Source organism: Corallococcus sp. CA047B (assembly GCF_003612065.1).
In the GTDB taxonomy this organism is placed as follows: Bacteria; Myxococcota; Myxococcia; order Myxococcales; family Myxococcaceae; genus Corallococcus; species Corallococcus praedator.
Window position 1 is genome coordinate 1 of sequence record NZ_RAWD01000099.1, and the last position, 16,087, is coordinate 16,087.

At 69.0% G+C, this 16,087-nt stretch carries 13 protein-coding genes and 3 pseudogenes; 13 read left to right on the top strand and 3 right to left on the bottom strand.

The features are described from left to right. Positions 1–119: 119 nt before the first annotated feature. The gene (locus D7X74_RS17240; RefSeq protein ID WP_120534085.1) at positions 120–1,190 is read left to right on the top strand and encodes a class I SAM-dependent methyltransferase; all 1,071 of its coding nucleotides are present in this window, start codon (positions 120–122) and stop codon (positions 1,188–1,190) included. A gap of 39 nt (positions 1,191–1,229) precedes the next feature. On the opposite strand, the pseudogene D7X74_RS17245 reads toward D7X74_RS17240, so the two are convergent. Further along, positions 1,230–1,334: pseudogene (locus D7X74_RS17245) on the bottom strand (transposase); the annotation flags it as partial. Between the two features lie 25 nt (positions 1,335–1,359). On the opposite strand from D7X74_RS17245, the gene D7X74_RS17250 reads away from it, so the two are divergent. After that, positions 1,360–1,575 carry a transposase gene (locus D7X74_RS17250; protein ID WP_158622242.1) on the top strand — a complete coding sequence of 72 codons (216 nt, stop codon included), beginning with the start codon at positions 1,360–1,362 and terminating at the stop codon, positions 1,573–1,575. Between the two features lie 9 nt (positions 1,576–1,584). After that, on the top strand, positions 1,585–2,547 hold the full coding sequence (locus D7X74_RS17255) for a WD40 repeat domain-containing protein (protein WP_233602140.1): 963 nt from the start codon (positions 1,585–1,587) through the stop codon (positions 2,545–2,547). On the opposite strand, the pseudogene D7X74_RS17260 reads toward D7X74_RS17255, so the two are convergent. Then, positions 2,544–3,381, bottom strand: a pseudogene (locus D7X74_RS17260) (IS5 family transposase). The gene D7X74_RS17255 and the pseudogene D7X74_RS17260 overlap by 4 nt on opposite strands. Positions 3,382–3,521: 140 nt before the next feature. Here D7X74_RS17260 and D7X74_RS17265 point away from each other — a divergent pair. From D7X74_RS17265 to D7X74_RS17275, 3 genes and pseudogenes are all read left to right on the top strand, one after another. Next, positions 3,522–3,947 (top strand): Rrf2 family transcriptional regulator, encoded by a 426-nt coding sequence (locus D7X74_RS17265; RefSeq protein WP_120534065.1) that lies wholly within the window; start codon positions 3,522–3,524, stop codon positions 3,945–3,947. 139 nt (positions 3,948–4,086) lie between these two features. Further along, the gene (locus D7X74_RS17270) at positions 4,087–4,878 is read left to right on the top strand and encodes an SDR family oxidoreductase (protein WP_158622243.1); all 792 of its coding nucleotides are present in this window, start codon (positions 4,087–4,089) and stop codon (positions 4,876–4,878) included. Between the two features lie 395 nt (positions 4,879–5,273). Beyond that, positions 5,274–6,094 (top strand): annotated as a pseudogene (locus D7X74_RS17275) (IS5 family transposase). A 747-nt stretch (positions 6,095–6,841) separates the two neighbouring features. Here the strand turns inward: D7X74_RS17275 and D7X74_RS17280 are convergent. Beyond that, positions 6,842–8,488 (bottom strand): endo alpha-1,4 polygalactosaminidase, encoded by a 1,647-nt coding sequence (locus tag D7X74_RS17280; RefSeq protein WP_120534067.1) that lies wholly within the window; start codon positions 8,486–8,488, stop codon positions 6,842–6,844. Positions 8,489–8,730: 242 nt separating this feature from the next. Here D7X74_RS17280 and D7X74_RS17285 point away from each other — a divergent pair, with 242 nt between their 5' ends. From D7X74_RS17285 to D7X74_RS43020, 7 genes are all read left to right on the top strand, one after another. After that, positions 8,731–9,477, top strand: a complete 747-nt coding sequence (locus D7X74_RS17285) for a tetratricopeptide repeat protein (protein WP_120534068.1) — start codon at positions 8,731–8,733, stop codon at positions 9,475–9,477. Continuing rightward, positions 9,474–10,952, top strand: coding sequence for a putative metal-binding motif-containing protein (locus tag D7X74_RS17290; RefSeq protein ID WP_120534069.1), 1,479 nt, complete (start codon positions 9,474–9,476; stop codon positions 10,950–10,952). The genes D7X74_RS17285 and D7X74_RS17290 overlap by 4 nt, the downstream gene beginning before the upstream one ends. 78 nt (positions 10,953–11,030) lie before the next feature. Beyond that, a complete protein-coding gene (locus tag D7X74_RS17295) occupies positions 11,031–12,704 on the top strand; it encodes an amidase (RefSeq protein WP_120534070.1) in 1,674 nt (557 codons plus the stop codon). A 323-nt stretch (positions 12,705–13,027) separates the two neighbouring features. After that, positions 13,028–13,954: a DMT family transporter gene (locus D7X74_RS17300; RefSeq protein WP_120534071.1), complete on the top strand. Its 927-nt coding sequence runs from the start codon at positions 13,028–13,030 to the stop codon at positions 13,952–13,954. Positions 13,955–13,999: 45 nt separating this feature from the next. Beyond that, entirely contained in the window at positions 14,000–14,614 is a 615-nt protein-coding gene (locus D7X74_RS17305; protein WP_147444374.1) for a hypothetical protein, read from the top strand. Beyond that, a complete protein-coding gene (locus tag D7X74_RS17310; RefSeq protein ID WP_120534073.1) occupies positions 14,611–15,627 on the top strand; it encodes a DUF2071 domain-containing protein in 1,017 nt (338 codons plus the stop codon). Before D7X74_RS17305 ends, D7X74_RS17310 begins: the two co-directional genes overlap by 4 nt. Before the next feature lie 99 nt (positions 15,628–15,726). Next, on the top strand, positions 15,727–16,086 hold the full coding sequence (locus D7X74_RS43020; RefSeq protein WP_158622244.1) for a hypothetical protein: 360 nt from the start codon (positions 15,727–15,729) through the stop codon (positions 16,084–16,086). The last annotated feature ends 1 nt before the right edge of the window (position 16,087 follow it).

The following is a 16,087-nucleotide window of genomic DNA, read 5'->3' on the forward strand; positions in this document are numbered from 1 at the left end:
CCGCCGCCCCCAAGAGGCCGGCGCCCGCTGCCTCCAAGAGGCCCTCTTCCGCGGCCGCCCCCAAGAAGCCTGCGCCCGCCGCCGCCGCGCCCTTCGAATTTCCGCCCGACGCCGCGTTCATCTGGCACTCGGAGAGTGACGAGCCCGCGCCTACGCGCCTGTCACCCGTCGATGACGCGCTCAGCGCCGACACCGCGCTCAAGCGCGTCCGCCGGGGCGAGTTCCTGCGCTACACCGGCGACTTCCACAACGCCAAGCAGCTCCTTGGCGCGCTGGGCCGGCGGCTCGAACGGTCCGCGCAAGCCCGCTCGCCGCTGGAGGCGTTCCGGGCCGAGCGCCGCGCGCGGCAGTTGGAGCATGCGACGCTGTCGCGCATCGTCGTCGCGCTCGACCGGAACTACCGCCTGGACCTCGCGCGTGCACCGGAGGTCGCGGCAGCGTGCCGGCAGGTGTGGGGCGAGCCGACGACGGACTTCACCGTCGTGCCGCTCAAGCAGCTGCTCGGCATGCTCGGGGCCGCGGAGTGGCAGCGCAAGGGCCTGGCCGTCCCGGGTCTCAAGGGCCTGCTGCATCCGCACTACGGCGTCTACCTGCCCACGCGCACCGACTACGTGGAGCTGCTGGCGGCCGTGCCGGACGTGAAGGACAAGCGCGTGTTCGACGTGGGCACCGGCACCGGCGTGCTCTCCTTCCTCCTCCTGCAGCGCGGCGCGGCGTTCGCGCAGGCCACCGACTGCGATTCCCGCGCGGTGGCGTGCGCACGGGAGAACGCGGAGCGACTCGGCCTCTCGCAGCGCTTCCAGGTGACGGAGGCGGACCTGTTTCCGGAAGGAAAGGCGGACCTCGTCGTCTGCAACCCGCCGTGGATTCCGGAGCCGCCCAAGAACCGCGTGGACCGAGCGGTGTTCGACGAGGACAGCCAGTTCCTGCGGCGCTTCCTCGAAGGACTCCCCGCCGCGCTCAACCCGGGGGGAGAGGGATTGCTCATCCTGTCGGACCTCGCGGTGCTGCTGGGCCTGCGTCCGCCCGAGTGGCTCGAGGAGCAGTTCGCGCGCTGCGGCCTGACGGTGGCGTGGCGAAAGTCCACCCCGGCGCGGCACTCCAAGGCGAAGGACAAGGAGGACCCCCTGCACGCCGCGCGCTCCCGGGAGATCACCACCCTCTACGGCCTCGTGCCCGCAGGCAGGTAGTCGCGGACGGCCGTAACCGTCCGGCCAACGACGTGCCGGAGCGAGGTTCTCCCCTGCGGCCTCGTGGCCGACGAAGAGAAAGTTCTTCCTGCCCAGGGCGGCCTTGCGCAGGGCGGCTTCGCTGCGGTTGTTGTCCAAGGGCAGGCGCGCGTGGTGTCGTGAGCACCGCGTGCAGGCTGTCATCCCCACCCGCTCCAACCAGCCCCGCCTGCGCTCCTTCCGCCACGCGGACTACCGCAAGCGTCGCCGCGTGGAGTGTCTCTTCAATCGCCTGAAGCAGAGCAGGCGCGTGGCGACGCGTTACGAGAAGCGCGCCGCCAACTACCTGGCGATGGTTCTCATCGCCTCCATTCGTCTCTGGCTCTCGTTTGCGGACACGTCCTAGACTGAAGCGATGTGGCGCCGTTATCCCCAGTGGCTCGATGCGGGCGAACCCTACGGAGATCCGCTCGGGGCGCCGATGCTGTGGCCCGACGGGCGTCACATCGCCGCGAACGGGCGCGGGCGCATCTTCCTCTGGAGCCTGGCGACCGGTGAGTGCACGCGGGTCCTGAAGACGGACGCCATCTGTCGGAATGGAGAGCCCTGGTTCCGGCTGGCGGGTGAAGCCGAGCTGGGCCGCGTGCTCGAGGCGCACGAGATCCGCGGCCTGGCCGTCTGGGACTCCAAGGACTGGCGACGCGTGCAGACCTTCGAGGGCCACGGAGAGGAGGTCCAGGCCGCCGCGGTCGTCAGCGAGGACCGCGTCGTCTCCATCAGCGCCGACAGCAGCACGCGGCTGTGGGACGCATGGACGGGCGAGAACCTGCGCACGCTGGAGACCGGACCGCTCTACGCGCTCGCGCATTCGCCTGCCCGGGGCCTCGTCGCCGTGGGCGGAAGCAACGGCGCCGTGCACCTGCTCGAAGGCCTCACGCTCGACGTCCGCGCCCTCTTCCACCTGCGCATGGCCACCGCGCGCCATGAGCCCCTCGGCGCCGAGCGCAAGGAGCAGCTCGGCATCGTGTGGAACCGCCCGTCGAACACCCTCCGGGCGCTGGCCTGGCACCCCGACGGAGAGCACCTCCTCTGCGGGTCCTGGGACTTCGTGGCCCGCATGTTCCACAGCCGCACCGGCCGCGTCGTGCGGCAATGGCACGGCCACGCGCACTGGGTGGACTTCGTCGCGGTGGAGCCCTCGCGCGGGCTGCTGTGCACCGGGAGCTCCGATGGCACCGTGCGCGTCTGGTCGCTCGACTCTACCGAGTGCCTCGCCGTGCACGACGTCGGCCACGCCGACCTGGGCGGCCTGCTGGTGCACGACCGGACGCTCTACGTGACGTGTCAGCGGGAGCTGTTGTCGGTGCCTCTGGGCTAGAGCGTGTCCGCAAACGAGAGCCAGAGGCGGATAGAGGCGATGAGGACCATCGCGAGGTAGTTGGCGGCGCGCTTCTCGTAGCGCGTCGCCACCCGCCGGTTCTGCTTCAAGCGATTGAAGAGACACTCCACGCGGCAGCGCTTGCGGTAGGCCGCGTGGCGGAAGGAACGAAGGCGCCGCTGGTCGGAGCGAGTAGGGATGACCGCCTGCACGCGGTGCTCACGACACCAGTCGCGCAGGCTGTTGTAGCTGTAGCCCCTGTCCCCTACGAGGGCATCCGGCAGTCGGCGCGGCGCCCCCGGCGTATGCGCACGCGGGACGCTTCCGCCCGCCATCAGGGCGGGGAAGGACTGCGTCTCGTGTCGCTGGCCCGCCGTCAGCGCAAAGACGAGGGGGCGGCCTCGGCCCTCGGCCCGGACGTGGAGCTTGGTCGAGAAACCTCCCTGGCTGCGCCCGAGCGCTTCGGCCTCCCCCTTTGGCCGGTGTCCCCCGGGCTCCTGCCGCGTGCTGGTGGGCTCGCACCACGCTGGCGTCCACGTAGTGCAGCGTCCAATCCAGCCGCCCGTCTTCATGCGCTTCGGCCTGCAACTGGCGCAGGATTCGCGCCCAGATGCCCGCCTCCTGCCACCGGTAGAAACGACTGCTGAGCATCTTCCAACTCCCGAAGCGCTCCCGTGGCACTTCTCGCCAGGGCACACCCGTGCGCAGCACCCAGCAGATGCCGTCCAACACCAGGCGGTGGTCCATATTGGGGCGGCCCCTGGCCGGCGGCTGCAGCGGCAGCAGGCCGGCCAGCCTCTTCCATTGCGCGTCGGTCAGTTCTCCCCGGCTCATGCCGCCTCAACGCCGGGCGCCCTCGACCTATTTTGCGGACACGCTCTAGGCATGACTGCGTCGAGCGCTCAAGCCGTCGTTTGGCCGGACGGTTACTTTGCTCTTGCATCCAGATATGGATACCAACATAGTATCCATAAATGGCCTCCGTAAACACTCAATTTTCGATCGCCGTCCACGTAATGGCGGCAATCGCACATCACGATGGAGTTTTCACGTCGGAAATTCTCGCAGGCAGCGTGAATGCGAACCCGGTTTTTGTTAAGAGAATCCTCGTTAAACTCTCGAAGGCGAAGCTGGCTAAGGCGACTGTTGGTAAGTCGGGTGGTTATGGCTTGGCACGAAGCCCAAAGAGTATTTCCCTCTTAGACATCTACTCTGCGGTAAACCCTCCAGATGCTTTTGCCATCCATGCCTATCCCAAAACGAAGGAGTGTGTCGTGAGCTGTAACATCAAGGAAGTCATGAGCGACGTGCTGGTTGGCACTCAGGAGGCCGTCCGTAGGGATCTGAGGCAGACGACATTGGCGGACGTGGTGTCGAGAATCAGGGCCAGGTCCGGCTAGTTTTTTTTTGCTCTCAATAGATACTTTAATAGTAACCGGTATTCATCGAAAGGAACACGAAATGACTGGACTGAATGGAAAGCCCCCTGTGATTACCGGTGGCGCTACCGGAACCGACCGCGCCGAAGCAAGGCAGGGCATGGATGCGCCCACCGCCGTTCTCATCGGGGCGACCGGAGGACTCGGTCACGCCCTTGCCAGACTCCTCGCGGCCGAGGGCTTCCGGATCGTGCTCGCGGCGCGGCGCGAGCACGACGCCGCGGAGCTGACCGGCCGGAGCGACGGTTCGGCGATTTACCTGCGCGCGGACGTCACCGATCCGGCGAGCCTCGAGAAGCTGGCGGCGGCGGCCTTCGAGCACCTCGGCCGGGTCGATGCGGTGGTGAACCTCGCGGGCATCTCGCCACGCAAGGCAATTGAGGACTACACGCTGGCCGACGTCGACGCGCTGCTCTCGGTCAACGTGAAGGGACCCATCTTCGTGACCCAGGCATTCCTGCCGGGGTTGCGCAAGCAAGCCGGCGGCGGAGTGGTCGTCCACCTCGGCGGCGCCATGGACGGCCGGGTGGCGCTGCCGTTCATGAGCGCCTACGCGGCGACCCGCGGCGCGCTGGCGAGCTACGTGCAAGGCGCCAACCGCGAGCTTGCCGGGACCGACGTGGTGCTTTCGTTCTTCGGGCCTGTGCCCTCCAACACAGAGTCGGAGTCCCCGTATTTCGACATGTGGCGCAAGATGGGCGTCGCCCTCTGCGAGCCCGACGTGGTCGCGCGCGAGATCCTCGCCACCATCCGCCAGCGACGTCGGGCCCACATCATGGGCGGAGGGCTGCTCAGGATGCTCACGCTCGCGAACGCCGTGTCGCCGTCCGCTGCCGACGCAATCGGTCTGCGGCGATTCGCGAAGCTCATCCAGCAGCATCATCCACGCTGATCTCCGCTCGGGGCGCCTCGCAGGTTCCCGGGAGCTCCGGGCCAATCAGTGAATGGTGGAAGAGTGGCATCGCAAGAAATGCTTAGCCGGACATACCCCCTGTACCTGTGAGGGAGCCTGATTCGAGCCAATGAGGCTGCGGCGGGCGGCAGTAGGCTGGCTGCGCAGTTGGCCTGTCGCTCGCGGTCGGCCCGGCCCGGAACACCCTTCGCACCCTGTGCCTCGAGCACCTGGAGTGACACGTGCCCGGGCTCGGGCTGCACCGTGGTGGCCGTCCAGTGGGGAGTTTGCGCCTTTTCGAGCGCCAGTACAGGGGTGACGGGACACCGCGGTCCGGCCGGGAGGCTAGGGCGTGTCTGCAAACTAAGCGAGGCGGGTCCGTGTGTTGAACGAGCATGGACCGCCCAGAACTGACGAGCGCGCAGTGGGAGCACCTGGCTCCGCTGCTTCCCCCCGAGCGGCCGGCTGTGGGCCGGCCCAACAAGAGTCATCGCACGGTGGTGGAGGGCATCCTCTTCGCCCTGCGCACGGGGACGCCGTGGCGCGACGTACCCGAGGGACGGTTCGGCAGGTGGAAGACGCTCACCAGCCAGTTCTACCGCTAGGAGCAGGCGGGCATCTGGGCGCGCGTGCTGCGTGCGCTTCAGGCCGAAGCGAACGAGGACGGCAGGCTCGACTGGACGCTGCACTACGTGGATTCGAGTGTGGTGCGTGCGCACCAGCATGCGGCCCGTGCCCGCGGCACGCCGCATAAAGGGGGGAAGCCGAAGCGCTTGGCCGCAGCCAAGGCGGTTTCTCGACGAAGGTCCACGTCCGGGCCGAAGGGCGAGGACAGCCACTCGTCTTTGCACTGACGGCAGGCCAGCGGAGCGAGACCATCGGCTTCGAAGCCCTCATGGAGGGCGGCAGCGTGCCCAAGGCGCACTTGCCCGGGGCGCCGCGCAGGCTTCCGGACGCCCTCGCGGGAGACAAGGGCTACAGCTACACGACGGTCCGCGCCTACCTCCTGCGGCACGGCGTGCAGCCCATCATCCCCACGCGCTCAAACCAGCAGCGGCAGCGCTCTTTTCGCAGCGCGGCTTACCGCAAGCGCTGCCGCGTGGAGTGTCTCTTCAACCGCCTCAAGCAGTGCCGCCGCGTGGCGACGCGGTACGAGAAGCGCGCCGCCAACTACCTGGCGATGGTGCATCTCGCCTCCATCCGCCTCTGGCTCTAGTTTGCGGACACGCCCTAGCACAGCGCCTTCCCAGTGGCGGTCGAAGAGGAGTGGTTCTCGGGCGCATCCTGAAATGGCTCGTTAGTGGCGTGCTGGTCGTGGCCTTGTTGCTGGGCGGTGTACCGCACCGGATTGATGCGACACCGAGTTGGTCGTAATCAGGCCGCTCGCCCGGACTGCACCAGCTTTCGTCGGGCCTGTTGCGGCGAGAGGAAGCTGCGGCGTTTCATCAGCCAGTGCTCGTTGTGGCCTTCATGATGTCGGACCTGTCGGTGGCAATCGTGCCATCGTGGTGGAGAGAGGGCCCATCACTTGGTGGGCTCTGCCTCATTCCAGGAGCCTGCCTCGCGAGTCGCTGGCCAGACTGAACGACGACCGCGCGCCTCGCTCACCGGCCTTGACGCGCTGCCGGAAGTGGCCTTGACGCACCTATGACGCAGCGACCGAAATTGGGATAGGCACAACGGCGCCTGTGTGGGGCCGGGGCTGCTTCATTTCCACCTCCCGGCAAGCTTCGCCGGGGATGGGTAACCGTCCGGCCAACGACGTGCCGGATCGCTTGAATGCGGACGAGTACCATGGTCGGCGCGGGTGGCGTCAGGAAGCGTCGGCGGCGCGCAAGCGCTTCCACTCGTGCGGCAGTAGCTCCCCGATGCGGGCGTTCGGGTGCGTCTGGACGCGCAGCGGCACGTCGGCGAGGTACACGAGTGCGAGGCCGGGGCGGGAAGCCCGCCCCGGCCCGCCGCGCTACCAGCAGGTGAAGGCGAGGTTGTTGTAGCGGACCGACGAGGTGCTGAAGACCAGGGTGCGCATGTCACCCTGGGCGAATCCACTCTCGCCGCAGGCGCAGAGCGTCCCGGTCCCCGTGCACGAAGACCAATTCGTGGTCTCGTCGCCCGAGTCCACGACGTACTCGGCATTGAAGACCGCCTTGTTCTGGTTCGTAAACCAGGTCTTGTACGCGCCACACTCGGCGTACTTCTGGCACTGCTCGTTGATGGCGAAGTCGAAGGAGCTGGCGAGCGCGGGGATCTGGTCGACGTCGTTCTTGAGCGCGATGCCCAGACACAGGGAATGGGCGGTGTCGGCCAGCCAGCGGTTGTAGTCGAGCTGATTGGCCGCCGTGAGGCTCCAGCAGGCCTGGTCGGTGCAGCTGATCTCATCATCGTGCGAGTAGCCGTCGATGTTGTCCGGCTCCACCGCGTCGCAGCCCTTGTTCTTCGCCAACTGCATGCGGGACGTCATCACCGTCCGCACCGCCGGCTTGCGGTGATCCAGCCACCACTCACAGCCGCCGCCGCTCTCGCACCAGTCCCCCAGGATGTGGATGGACTGGGCGCAGTCCTCTCCGGGGCTGCAATAGGTGTCCTGCGGGAACTGGCTGGCATCGCTCCGCCAGTTCTCATAGGTTCCGGCGCTGAAGTAGCAGACCACCTTCTTGCCGGCGTTCTTGTACTCCTGGATCTTCGCGGTCGAGGTGTTGAAGAGGTCGACGACGTAGACCTGGGCATTCAGGTTCGTGGGAAGCGCGTTGTTCTCCAGGTCCCACATCCAGGTGGTGCCCTTGGGGAAGCTCGCCACGGTGCAGGCCCCGCCCTGGCCACAGACGTTCGCGGTTCCGCCGCCGCCACACGTCGCCGGGCTCTGGCAGCTGCCACAGCTGGAGACCGTGCGCGCCTGACCGCAGTTGTCGGTGCCACTCACCTGCCCGCAGTTCGTGCCCAGCCGCGTGCAGAAGGCCGCGTTGGTTTCGGCGGTGCACGTCGTGGGGATGTCCCAGGACACCTGGAGGCGGAGGCTGTCGAGCTGCGCCGCATCCGTCCCCGCGCCCTTGATGAGCCGCGCGCGAATCTCGCCAGTGCCCGAGACGAAGTTGGAGGCCGCCTCGGTGCCCGGGAGCGTGAGCGTCAGGGCCGGGGTCCACACCCAGTCACCGCGCCCCTGCGAGTTGGCGATGTTCACCCAGCTCGAGGTCGTGAACCGGTAGAGCTGCCACTGGTAGTAGGACGTGGAGGCCCCTGGCCCCTGGTACTTCGTCAGCAACTGGAGCTGGGTGATTTGAGCAGGGGTTGGCGCGGCCTGGGTGAGGCTTGAGAGATTGAAGCTCAGGTAGCCCGTGTAGGTCGCGCTGAATTCGATGTAGTTCGCGTAGCAATCCGCGTAGGCGCCGACCGTGCACGCAGCGCTGTTCGTCTTGAGCACGGTCATGCCGCCGCTCTTGCCGGACGCATCCGTGTTCGCCAGCGTGCTCGCGGAGGAGTAGTCGATGACCTGCGTGCCGGCCAGGGCCTGCTGTTGAACCTCCGGATCCCGCGCGTCATCCACCTCCAATGACATGCAGCCAGACACCAGCAAGCCAAGACACGGGGACAGCCAGGCAATCCATCTCGACATCACGCCTCCAGGTTGGGGGCGCGGCTATCACATGGAGGCACCCCGGGTGCAATGACAGAGCGGGGCTCGCCTGAAGGCTGCCCGGACAGGAGCCGCGAGCCAGGATTCCCGCTGCCTGCGGGGTGTACTTCTCCGGCGACAACAGAAGCGCCCTGTCCTGAAAGCATCAACTGACAACCCCACGGTGCGGTCAAAACAGCGCTGCAAGGCGGTCCGGTGGCCCGATGGTATCTTCCGCGCCCATGGACCTGCGAATCGTGCTCGGCCTCGCGCTGATGCTGGTGTCGCCCGCCTGGAGCCAACCGGCGGCCTCCGCTGGCCCGGAGTTCCAGGCCCGGATGTCCGCCGCATCCCACGCCTACGAGGAACTCGACTACGAGCACGCCCTCGAGCAGCTCGACGCGGCGAAGACCGTGGCGCGCGACAGCAGGGAGCGGGGCCAGACAGCCATCTTCCGAGGGCTCGTGCTCGCGGACCTGGGACGCCGTCAAGAGGCCCTGGCCTCGTTCAAGAACGGGCTGTCGCTGCTGCCCGACGCGAGCCTGCCGGTGAAGGTGTCACCCAAGGTGTCGCGCGACTTCGAGGAGGTGAAGCGGACCGTGCAGGAGGAGCTGACACGCAGTCCCCGCCCGCCCTCGGACGCACCGAATGCGATGCCGGACGCGCAGGTCGCGCTCGTTCCGCCAAGGGCGCAGGCGGAGGTGCGACACACGCGCTCCATGCCGGTGCTTCCGCTGGCATTGCTGGGAGGGGGCGTGGTGCTCGGCGGCGTCGGCGGATACTTCGGCCTCCAGTCGCGGAGCAACGTAAACGCCGCGCGCGACGATGCCTTCTACAGCGACCGGACCGCGCACCTGGACAGCGCGCGGGGACAGGCGCTCGCGGCCAACGTCCTGCTGGGCGCGGCCATCACCGCCGCCGCCGGAGCCGCCGTCGTCTGGCTGCTCACGGACGACCCGCCGACGTCGCGGACGGAGGTCTCGCCATGAAGCGCGCCGTGGCCGTGGGACTCGGGCTGCTCTGCATCACCTGCACGGTGCCGGACATCGAGGAGCTCGAGGAGGAGCGCCCCAGCGGGTGCGACACGAGCCACCCCTGCCAGGTCCGGGTGCTGCTGACCTACGACGGCTTCCGTCCGGGCTGCGTCACGCTGCGACTGGTGGACGCGGAGGACGCCTCAAGGACTTTCGAGCTGCCGGTGGAGCCGCCCGGGCTTGGGGGAGCGGCGACGGCGGAGGTGGGATTCGTTCGCCGTGCAGGATGGAGTGACACCGTGAAGGTGACAGCCTCCGCCCGCGAGCGCTCGTGCTCGGGACAGGAGGTGGCCACCGCGTCGGCGCAGGGGGTTGTTCCCGAGGAGGGAACCGCCACGGTCGAGCTGGAGTTGAGCGCGCGGGATGACGATGGTGATGGCTACGTGAGCACCGCCACCCGGGGCACGGACTGTGATGACCGCTCCGCCTCCGTTTCCCCGGGCGTGGAGGAGCGCTGCGACTTCCTGGACAACAACTGTGACGGCCGGGAGGACCCGGCGCCCGTCTGTGATGGCATCGATTGGAAGACGACCGAGACCCTCCCGGGAGCGAGCTTCCGGGACGTGGCGCCCCACGCGCGCAACCAGGCCTGGTTCGTGAGCGACAGCAACGACGTCGTCGCCCACGTCCGCCGGGAGACCGACGGTGGCTTCAACGTCGAGCCATTCACCGATTGCCACGGAGCGTGGTCCACCGCGTGGGCACGGCCGAGCGACGGGCGTGTGTTCATGGGCTCCTGGGAGGGACGGCTCGCCACGCGGACGCTGGCCGCCGGGGAGCCCTGCGCGCTGACGTCCTTCGACGGAGGCGGCGCGGCCATCCAGGACCTCGTGGGCTTCGAGGCGGATGGAGGCACGACGCTCTACGCGGTGAACGAGGCCGGGGACATCCTCCGCTGGGACTACCCGGCGGAGCCGGTGCGGGTGGAGCGCGTGAACGCGGACCTCCGCGCCATCCACGGTCTCGACCCGCGAACACTCATCACCGTGGGGCAGACGGGCGAGGTGCCCGTCGCGTACCACGTCAACGCGGACGGAGGCCCGTGGCTGCGAGAGGCGCTGCCGCCGCCCGCCGGAGGACAGCTCGCCCTGCACGCCGTTCACGTCGTGGCGCCGGGCCTCGCCTACGCGACCGGAGACCAGGGACTGCTCCTGGAGCGAGCGGCGGGCACCTGGAGCACGAAGCCCCCCTACCCCATCTTCGTGGACGGTGGCGTCTCGCCCGACATCATCGACGTGGTGGCCTTCGGACAGGGCGCCGTCATCGCGGTCCTGGCCACGGACGACATCGTTCGCTTCGACGGGGAGACGTGGGGGGATTTCCGCTTCGGCACCCAGGGCTTCACGACCCTCGAAGGGCTGTCGTCGGACGAGCTGTGGAGCGCCACCCTCGACGGTACGGGATTCTATTGGGGCCCCCGGGCTCGGTGAGGCCCCGCGTCCCCCCTTCCTCCCAGAGGGGGCATCTGGTCCACTTGGAGCCCCCTTCCCACCCTGCGTGCCCGCTCCATGACGAAGAAGACCGCTCCCTCCAACGTCAACCCGACTGGCCTCTCCCGCCGCACGCTCCTCGGGGCCGCCGCGGCCGTCACCGGGGCGCTGACCGCCCGGGAGGCGCACGCGGAGTCGCCGCCCGCCACCTCGACGGCCTCCGCCGCGGCCGGGACCTTCGCGCTCGAAGAGGCGACGGTCGCACAGCTGCGGGCGGGCCTTGAGTCCGGCAAGCACACCGCGCGCGGGCTGACGGAGGCCTATCTCAATCGTATCCGCGCGCTCGACCGCACGGGGGACTTGCCGCTGTGCTCCGTCATCGAGCTCAACCCCGACGCGCTCGCGATGGCCGAAGCGCTGGACACCGAGCGCAAGGCGAAGGGCTCACGCGGGCCGCTGCACGGCATCCCCGTGCTCCTCAAGGACAACATCGCCACGGCGGACCGGATGCAGACCACCGCGGGCTCGCTCGCGCTGGTGGGCGCCGTGGCTCCGCGCGACGCCTTCATCGTGGAGCGGCTGCGCGCCGCCGGCGCCGTCCTCCTGGGCAAGACCAACCTCAGCGAGTGGGCCAACTTCCGCTCCACGCACTCGATGAGCGGCTGGAGCGCGCGCGGCGGCCTGTGCCGCAACCCCTACGCGCTGGACCGGACCCCCTCCGGTTCGAGCTCCGGCTCGGGCGCCGCCACCGCGGCCAACTTCTGCGCCGTGGCGGTGGGCACCGAGACGGACGGCTCCATCGTCTCGCCTGCTTCCGCGTGCTCGCTGGTGGGGCTGAAGCCCACGGTGGGCCTCGTGAGCCGCGCGGGCATCATCCCCATCTCCGCGACGCAGGACACCGCGGGCCCCATGACGCGCAGCGTGGCGGACGCCGCGGTGCTGCTGGGCGTGCTCGCGGGCGAGGACCCACGCGACGCGGTCACCGCCACGGGTCGAGGCCATGCCCACGCGGACTACACGCGGTTCCTCGATCCGAAGGGGCTCGCGGGCGCGCGCATCGGTGTGCCGCGCGAGCGCTTCTTCGGCTACCACCCGGCCACCGACGCGGTCGTGGAGCGCGCGCTCGAATTGATGAAGGCGCAGGGCGCGGTGCTGGTGGACCCCGCGCCCCTGCCCAACGTGGACAAGCTCGACGGGCCCGAACTCGAGGTGATGCTCTACGAGTTCAAGGCGGGCCTCGAGGCCTACCTCGCACAGCTCGGTGAGGGCGCTCCGGTTCGCACGATCGCGGACCTCATCGCCTTCAATGAGAAGCACCGCGATCGCGAGATGCCCCACTTCGGCCAGGAGCTGCTGCTCCAGGCGCGGGAGAAGGGCCCGCTCACCGACCCCGCCTACCGCAAGGCGCTCGCGGCGTGCCGCCGGTTCTCGCGCGCGGAGGGCGTGGACGCGGTGATGAACAAGCACAAGCTGGATGCGCTCGTGGCCCCGACGCAGGCACCGGCGGGCCCCATCGACCTGGTGCTGGGTGACCACTGGTTGGGCAGCAGCTCCACGCCCGCAGCGGTGTCCGGCTACCCGAGCATCACGGTGCCCGCGGGCGATGTCCACGGGCTGCCGGTGGGAGTGTCTTTCATTGGCCGCGCCTGGAGCGAGCCCGTGCTGTTCAAGCTCGCCTACGCCTACGAGCAGGCCTCGCACGCGCGGCGCAAGCCCGGGTTCGTGCGGAGCGTGGACCTGCGCGGCGCGTAGACCGGACGGTTATTCGTAGGTCGGGCTGCACTTATTGCAGGCCCGGACGCACGGGCGGAGGTGTCCGGCCTTCGAGGTGAACGTCCGCCTGCCCTTCCTCCTGCCTGGCCAGACCTTGCCGTGCCGCACGCCCCTCCTGTGGCTTCGGCTCGGCTCCGGGTTGGTAACGATTCATGCGGTCGGGAGCGATGTGCTGTCCCCGCAAGGCGGTAACGGTTAATCAAGGGCAGGTCCGCCCCCGGACACCCCACCATGTCCCACATCGCGCACGCCCTCCGTCCTGTCATCTTCGTCTCGTCACTCCACCCGGCGGCAGTGCGCCCATGAGCCTGCGTCGCAACGCTGACGCGTTCAGCTTCCAGGTGATGTTGTTGCTGTGCGCCCTCTGGGGCATTCAGCAGGTGGCCATCAAGCTGGCCGCGCACGACATCGCGCCCATCCTCCAGGCATCGCTGCGCTCGGGGGTGGCGGCGCTGCTCGTGGGGCTGCTCATGACGTGGCGGGGAGGCTGGGAGGGCCTGCGTCAGGGGACCCTGCGGGGAGGACTGCTCGCAGGCCTGCTCTTCAGCGCGGAGTTCCTGCTCATCGCGCTGGCCCTCACGTACACCAGCGCGGGCCACGTCGCGGTGTTCCTCTACACCGCGCCCGTCTTCTCCGCGCTCGGACTGCACCTGCTGCTGCCCGGTGAAAAGCTGCGGCCGCTGCAGTGGCTGGGCATCGCCGTGTGCTTCGGCGGCATCGCCGTGGCGTTCGCCGGAGGGGCGACGCACACGCACTTCGACGCGCGCATGTTGCTGGGCGATGCGCTCGCGGTGGGCGCGGGCCTCGCATGGGGCCTCACGACGGTGGTGGTGCGCGGCTCGCGCCTCTCCGAAGCGCCGCCAAGCCTGACGCTATTCTACCAACTGGCCCTCTGTTTCGTGCTGCTGCTGGGCGTGGCGTTCGCCACGGGTCAGGCGACGCGCGTCAACCTGACGCCCCTGGCGGTGGGCAGCGTGCTGTTCCAGGGCATCGGCGTGTCCTTCGCCAGCTACCTCGCCTGGTTCTGGCTGCTGCGCCGCTACCTCGCGTCCAACCTGGCCGTGTTCTCCTTCATGACGCCGCTGTTCGGCGTGTCGCTGGGCGTGCTCATCCTCAAGGAGCCGCTGACGCTGGGCTTCGTCTGGGGTGCGACGCTGGTGCTGGCGGGCATCGGGCTGGTGAGCGGCGAGGCCTGGCTGCGCCGGAAGCTGAAGCCGACCCGAAGCTGAGGTGGGCCGGGTGCGCGTCGCGCAAAAGCAGTAGCCTCCCGGGCGATGAATCGCACCGAAGCCACCCAGGCCCTTGAACTCATGCGCCGGGTCGTCGCGCAGGCCCGCGACGACACCGCGCTCCAGAACTGGGGCGCCATCTGGATGATCCACGCCTTCACCAACGGAGGGGGCTTCCTGGCCACGGACTGGCTCTGGGAAGCGGGCCATCGCGGCCCGGGGCCCTTCGTGCTGCTCTGGGGCGTGCTGCTGCTCCTCAACTTCGTCAGCATCTTCGCGATGAAGCGCGGCCAGACGGCCGGGGTGCGCTCGTTCATCGAACGGCAGATCTGGGCCATCTGGACCACCTTCATCGGGGGGCTGGTGCTGGTGGCGCTGCTCAACCTGCTGCTCGGGTTGGACCGGCTCTTCGTGCCCGCGGTGGCGTGCGTCCTGTTCGCCATGTCCTTCGCGTCCATGGGCGCGCTGATGGGCCGCGTCTGGTACGGGATGGCCCTGCTCTTCTCGCTGGTCGCCCTGGGGATGGCGCGCCTGGAGTCCCACGCGTTCGGAGTGCTGGGCGGGCTCTGGTTCCTCGTCCAGTTCAGCTCGGGGCTCGCGCTCCACCGCGCCCGGAGCCGACGACTGGCCTCGGGGGACGCAGGGCCCCGGCTGGTATGAGCCCGGAGACACTCGCGGCCCTGGTGGCGCTGGCCCTGGAACCGCTCGGGCTCACGGAGCGGGCGCTGACGGCACGCCTGGAGGACGCCGGCGTCGCGGAGCCCGCCGCGCTGCTGCGGAAGCTCGTCGCGTCGGGATGGGCGCAGGCCTCGCGAGGGGCGTGGGTGCTGACGCCCTCCGGACACGAGGCGCTGCGGGAAGCGCACGCCGCGCTCGAACGGGCCCAGGACCCCAGTCCAAGCTCCGACGGCATGGAGGAGTGTCCTTCCGTGCCCTGGCTCACGCAGGTGCAGACGCACTGGGTGGAAGCCGTCTCCATCAACTACGCGGTGGACCCGGACCGCCTCGCGCGCCTGCTGCCCGCGCCCCTGGAGCCGGAGGTCTTCCACGGCACGGCCTGGGTGCAGGTGCTGATGTCCTCGCTGCGAGACATGCGACCGCGAGGCCTGATGCCACTCATGGGCGTCTGCTTCTACCAGGTGAGCTACCGGGCCGCGGTGCGCTACCGCAACGCGAACGGCAACTGGCGACGCGGTGGCTACTTCGTGCGCAGCGAGACAAGCGACCCCGTGATGCGCGGCGTGGGAAACGCGCTCAAGGAGTTCAAGTTCCATGAGTTTGGCGAAGCCCGGATGGTGATGGCGCGCGAGGGCGACCTGCTCACGGTGGGGGTGGACCCGGAGCCCGCCTTCCCCGGGGGGAAGCTGGTGGGCGTCTTCGATACGAAGGCCCGGACGCAGCCTCCCGAGGGCAGCGTGTGGACGGACCTGGACGCGCTCCATGAGCCGCTGGTCGAGTGCTACGACGCGTTCGGCGTGGCCGACGGGTTCGTCTATGTGCTGACCATCGACCGTGCGCCCTGGAACGCACGGTTCGCCACCCCGGTGCAGTGGTATTGCGAATACCTCCAGGAGGGCCCCCTCGCCCCGGGAGCGCGGCTCGACTCGGTGCTGCACCTCAACGAGTGCGCCTACCAGTGGCGCCCGCTGCGCCGCGAGCGATACGCACGCTGAGCCGTTTCGCCCCATCCAGATCCCATCACTCCCACCTCCCGCGCGAGCGATTGAGGCTCCCAGGTGGTGGTCTACCCTCCGTCCTGAAAGTGGGGGGGCATGCAATCCATGTTCGGTTCGTGGCGGCTGGCCACGGTGCTGTGTCTGACACTGGCGTCGGCCTGTGCCCACTATCGCGTCCAGGCGCCCGGCCATGCGGGGGCCCCGGCGACGGAGCCCGAGGGCGAGGTCCTCTGGTCACTGGCCTGGGGGCTCGTCCAGGAGAGGCCACGGGTCGACAACTGTCAGGGCCAGGCGCTCGCGGAGGTGACCCAGAGCACCAACCTGGGCTTCGCGCTCATCAGCGTCGTGACGCTGGGCATCGCGATGCCGCAACAGGTGACGTGGCGCTGCGCCAAGGCCCAGCCGTCTCCAGGTGAGCTGGGGTCCCTCACCTCCACGCCGGTCGAGGCGAACTAGC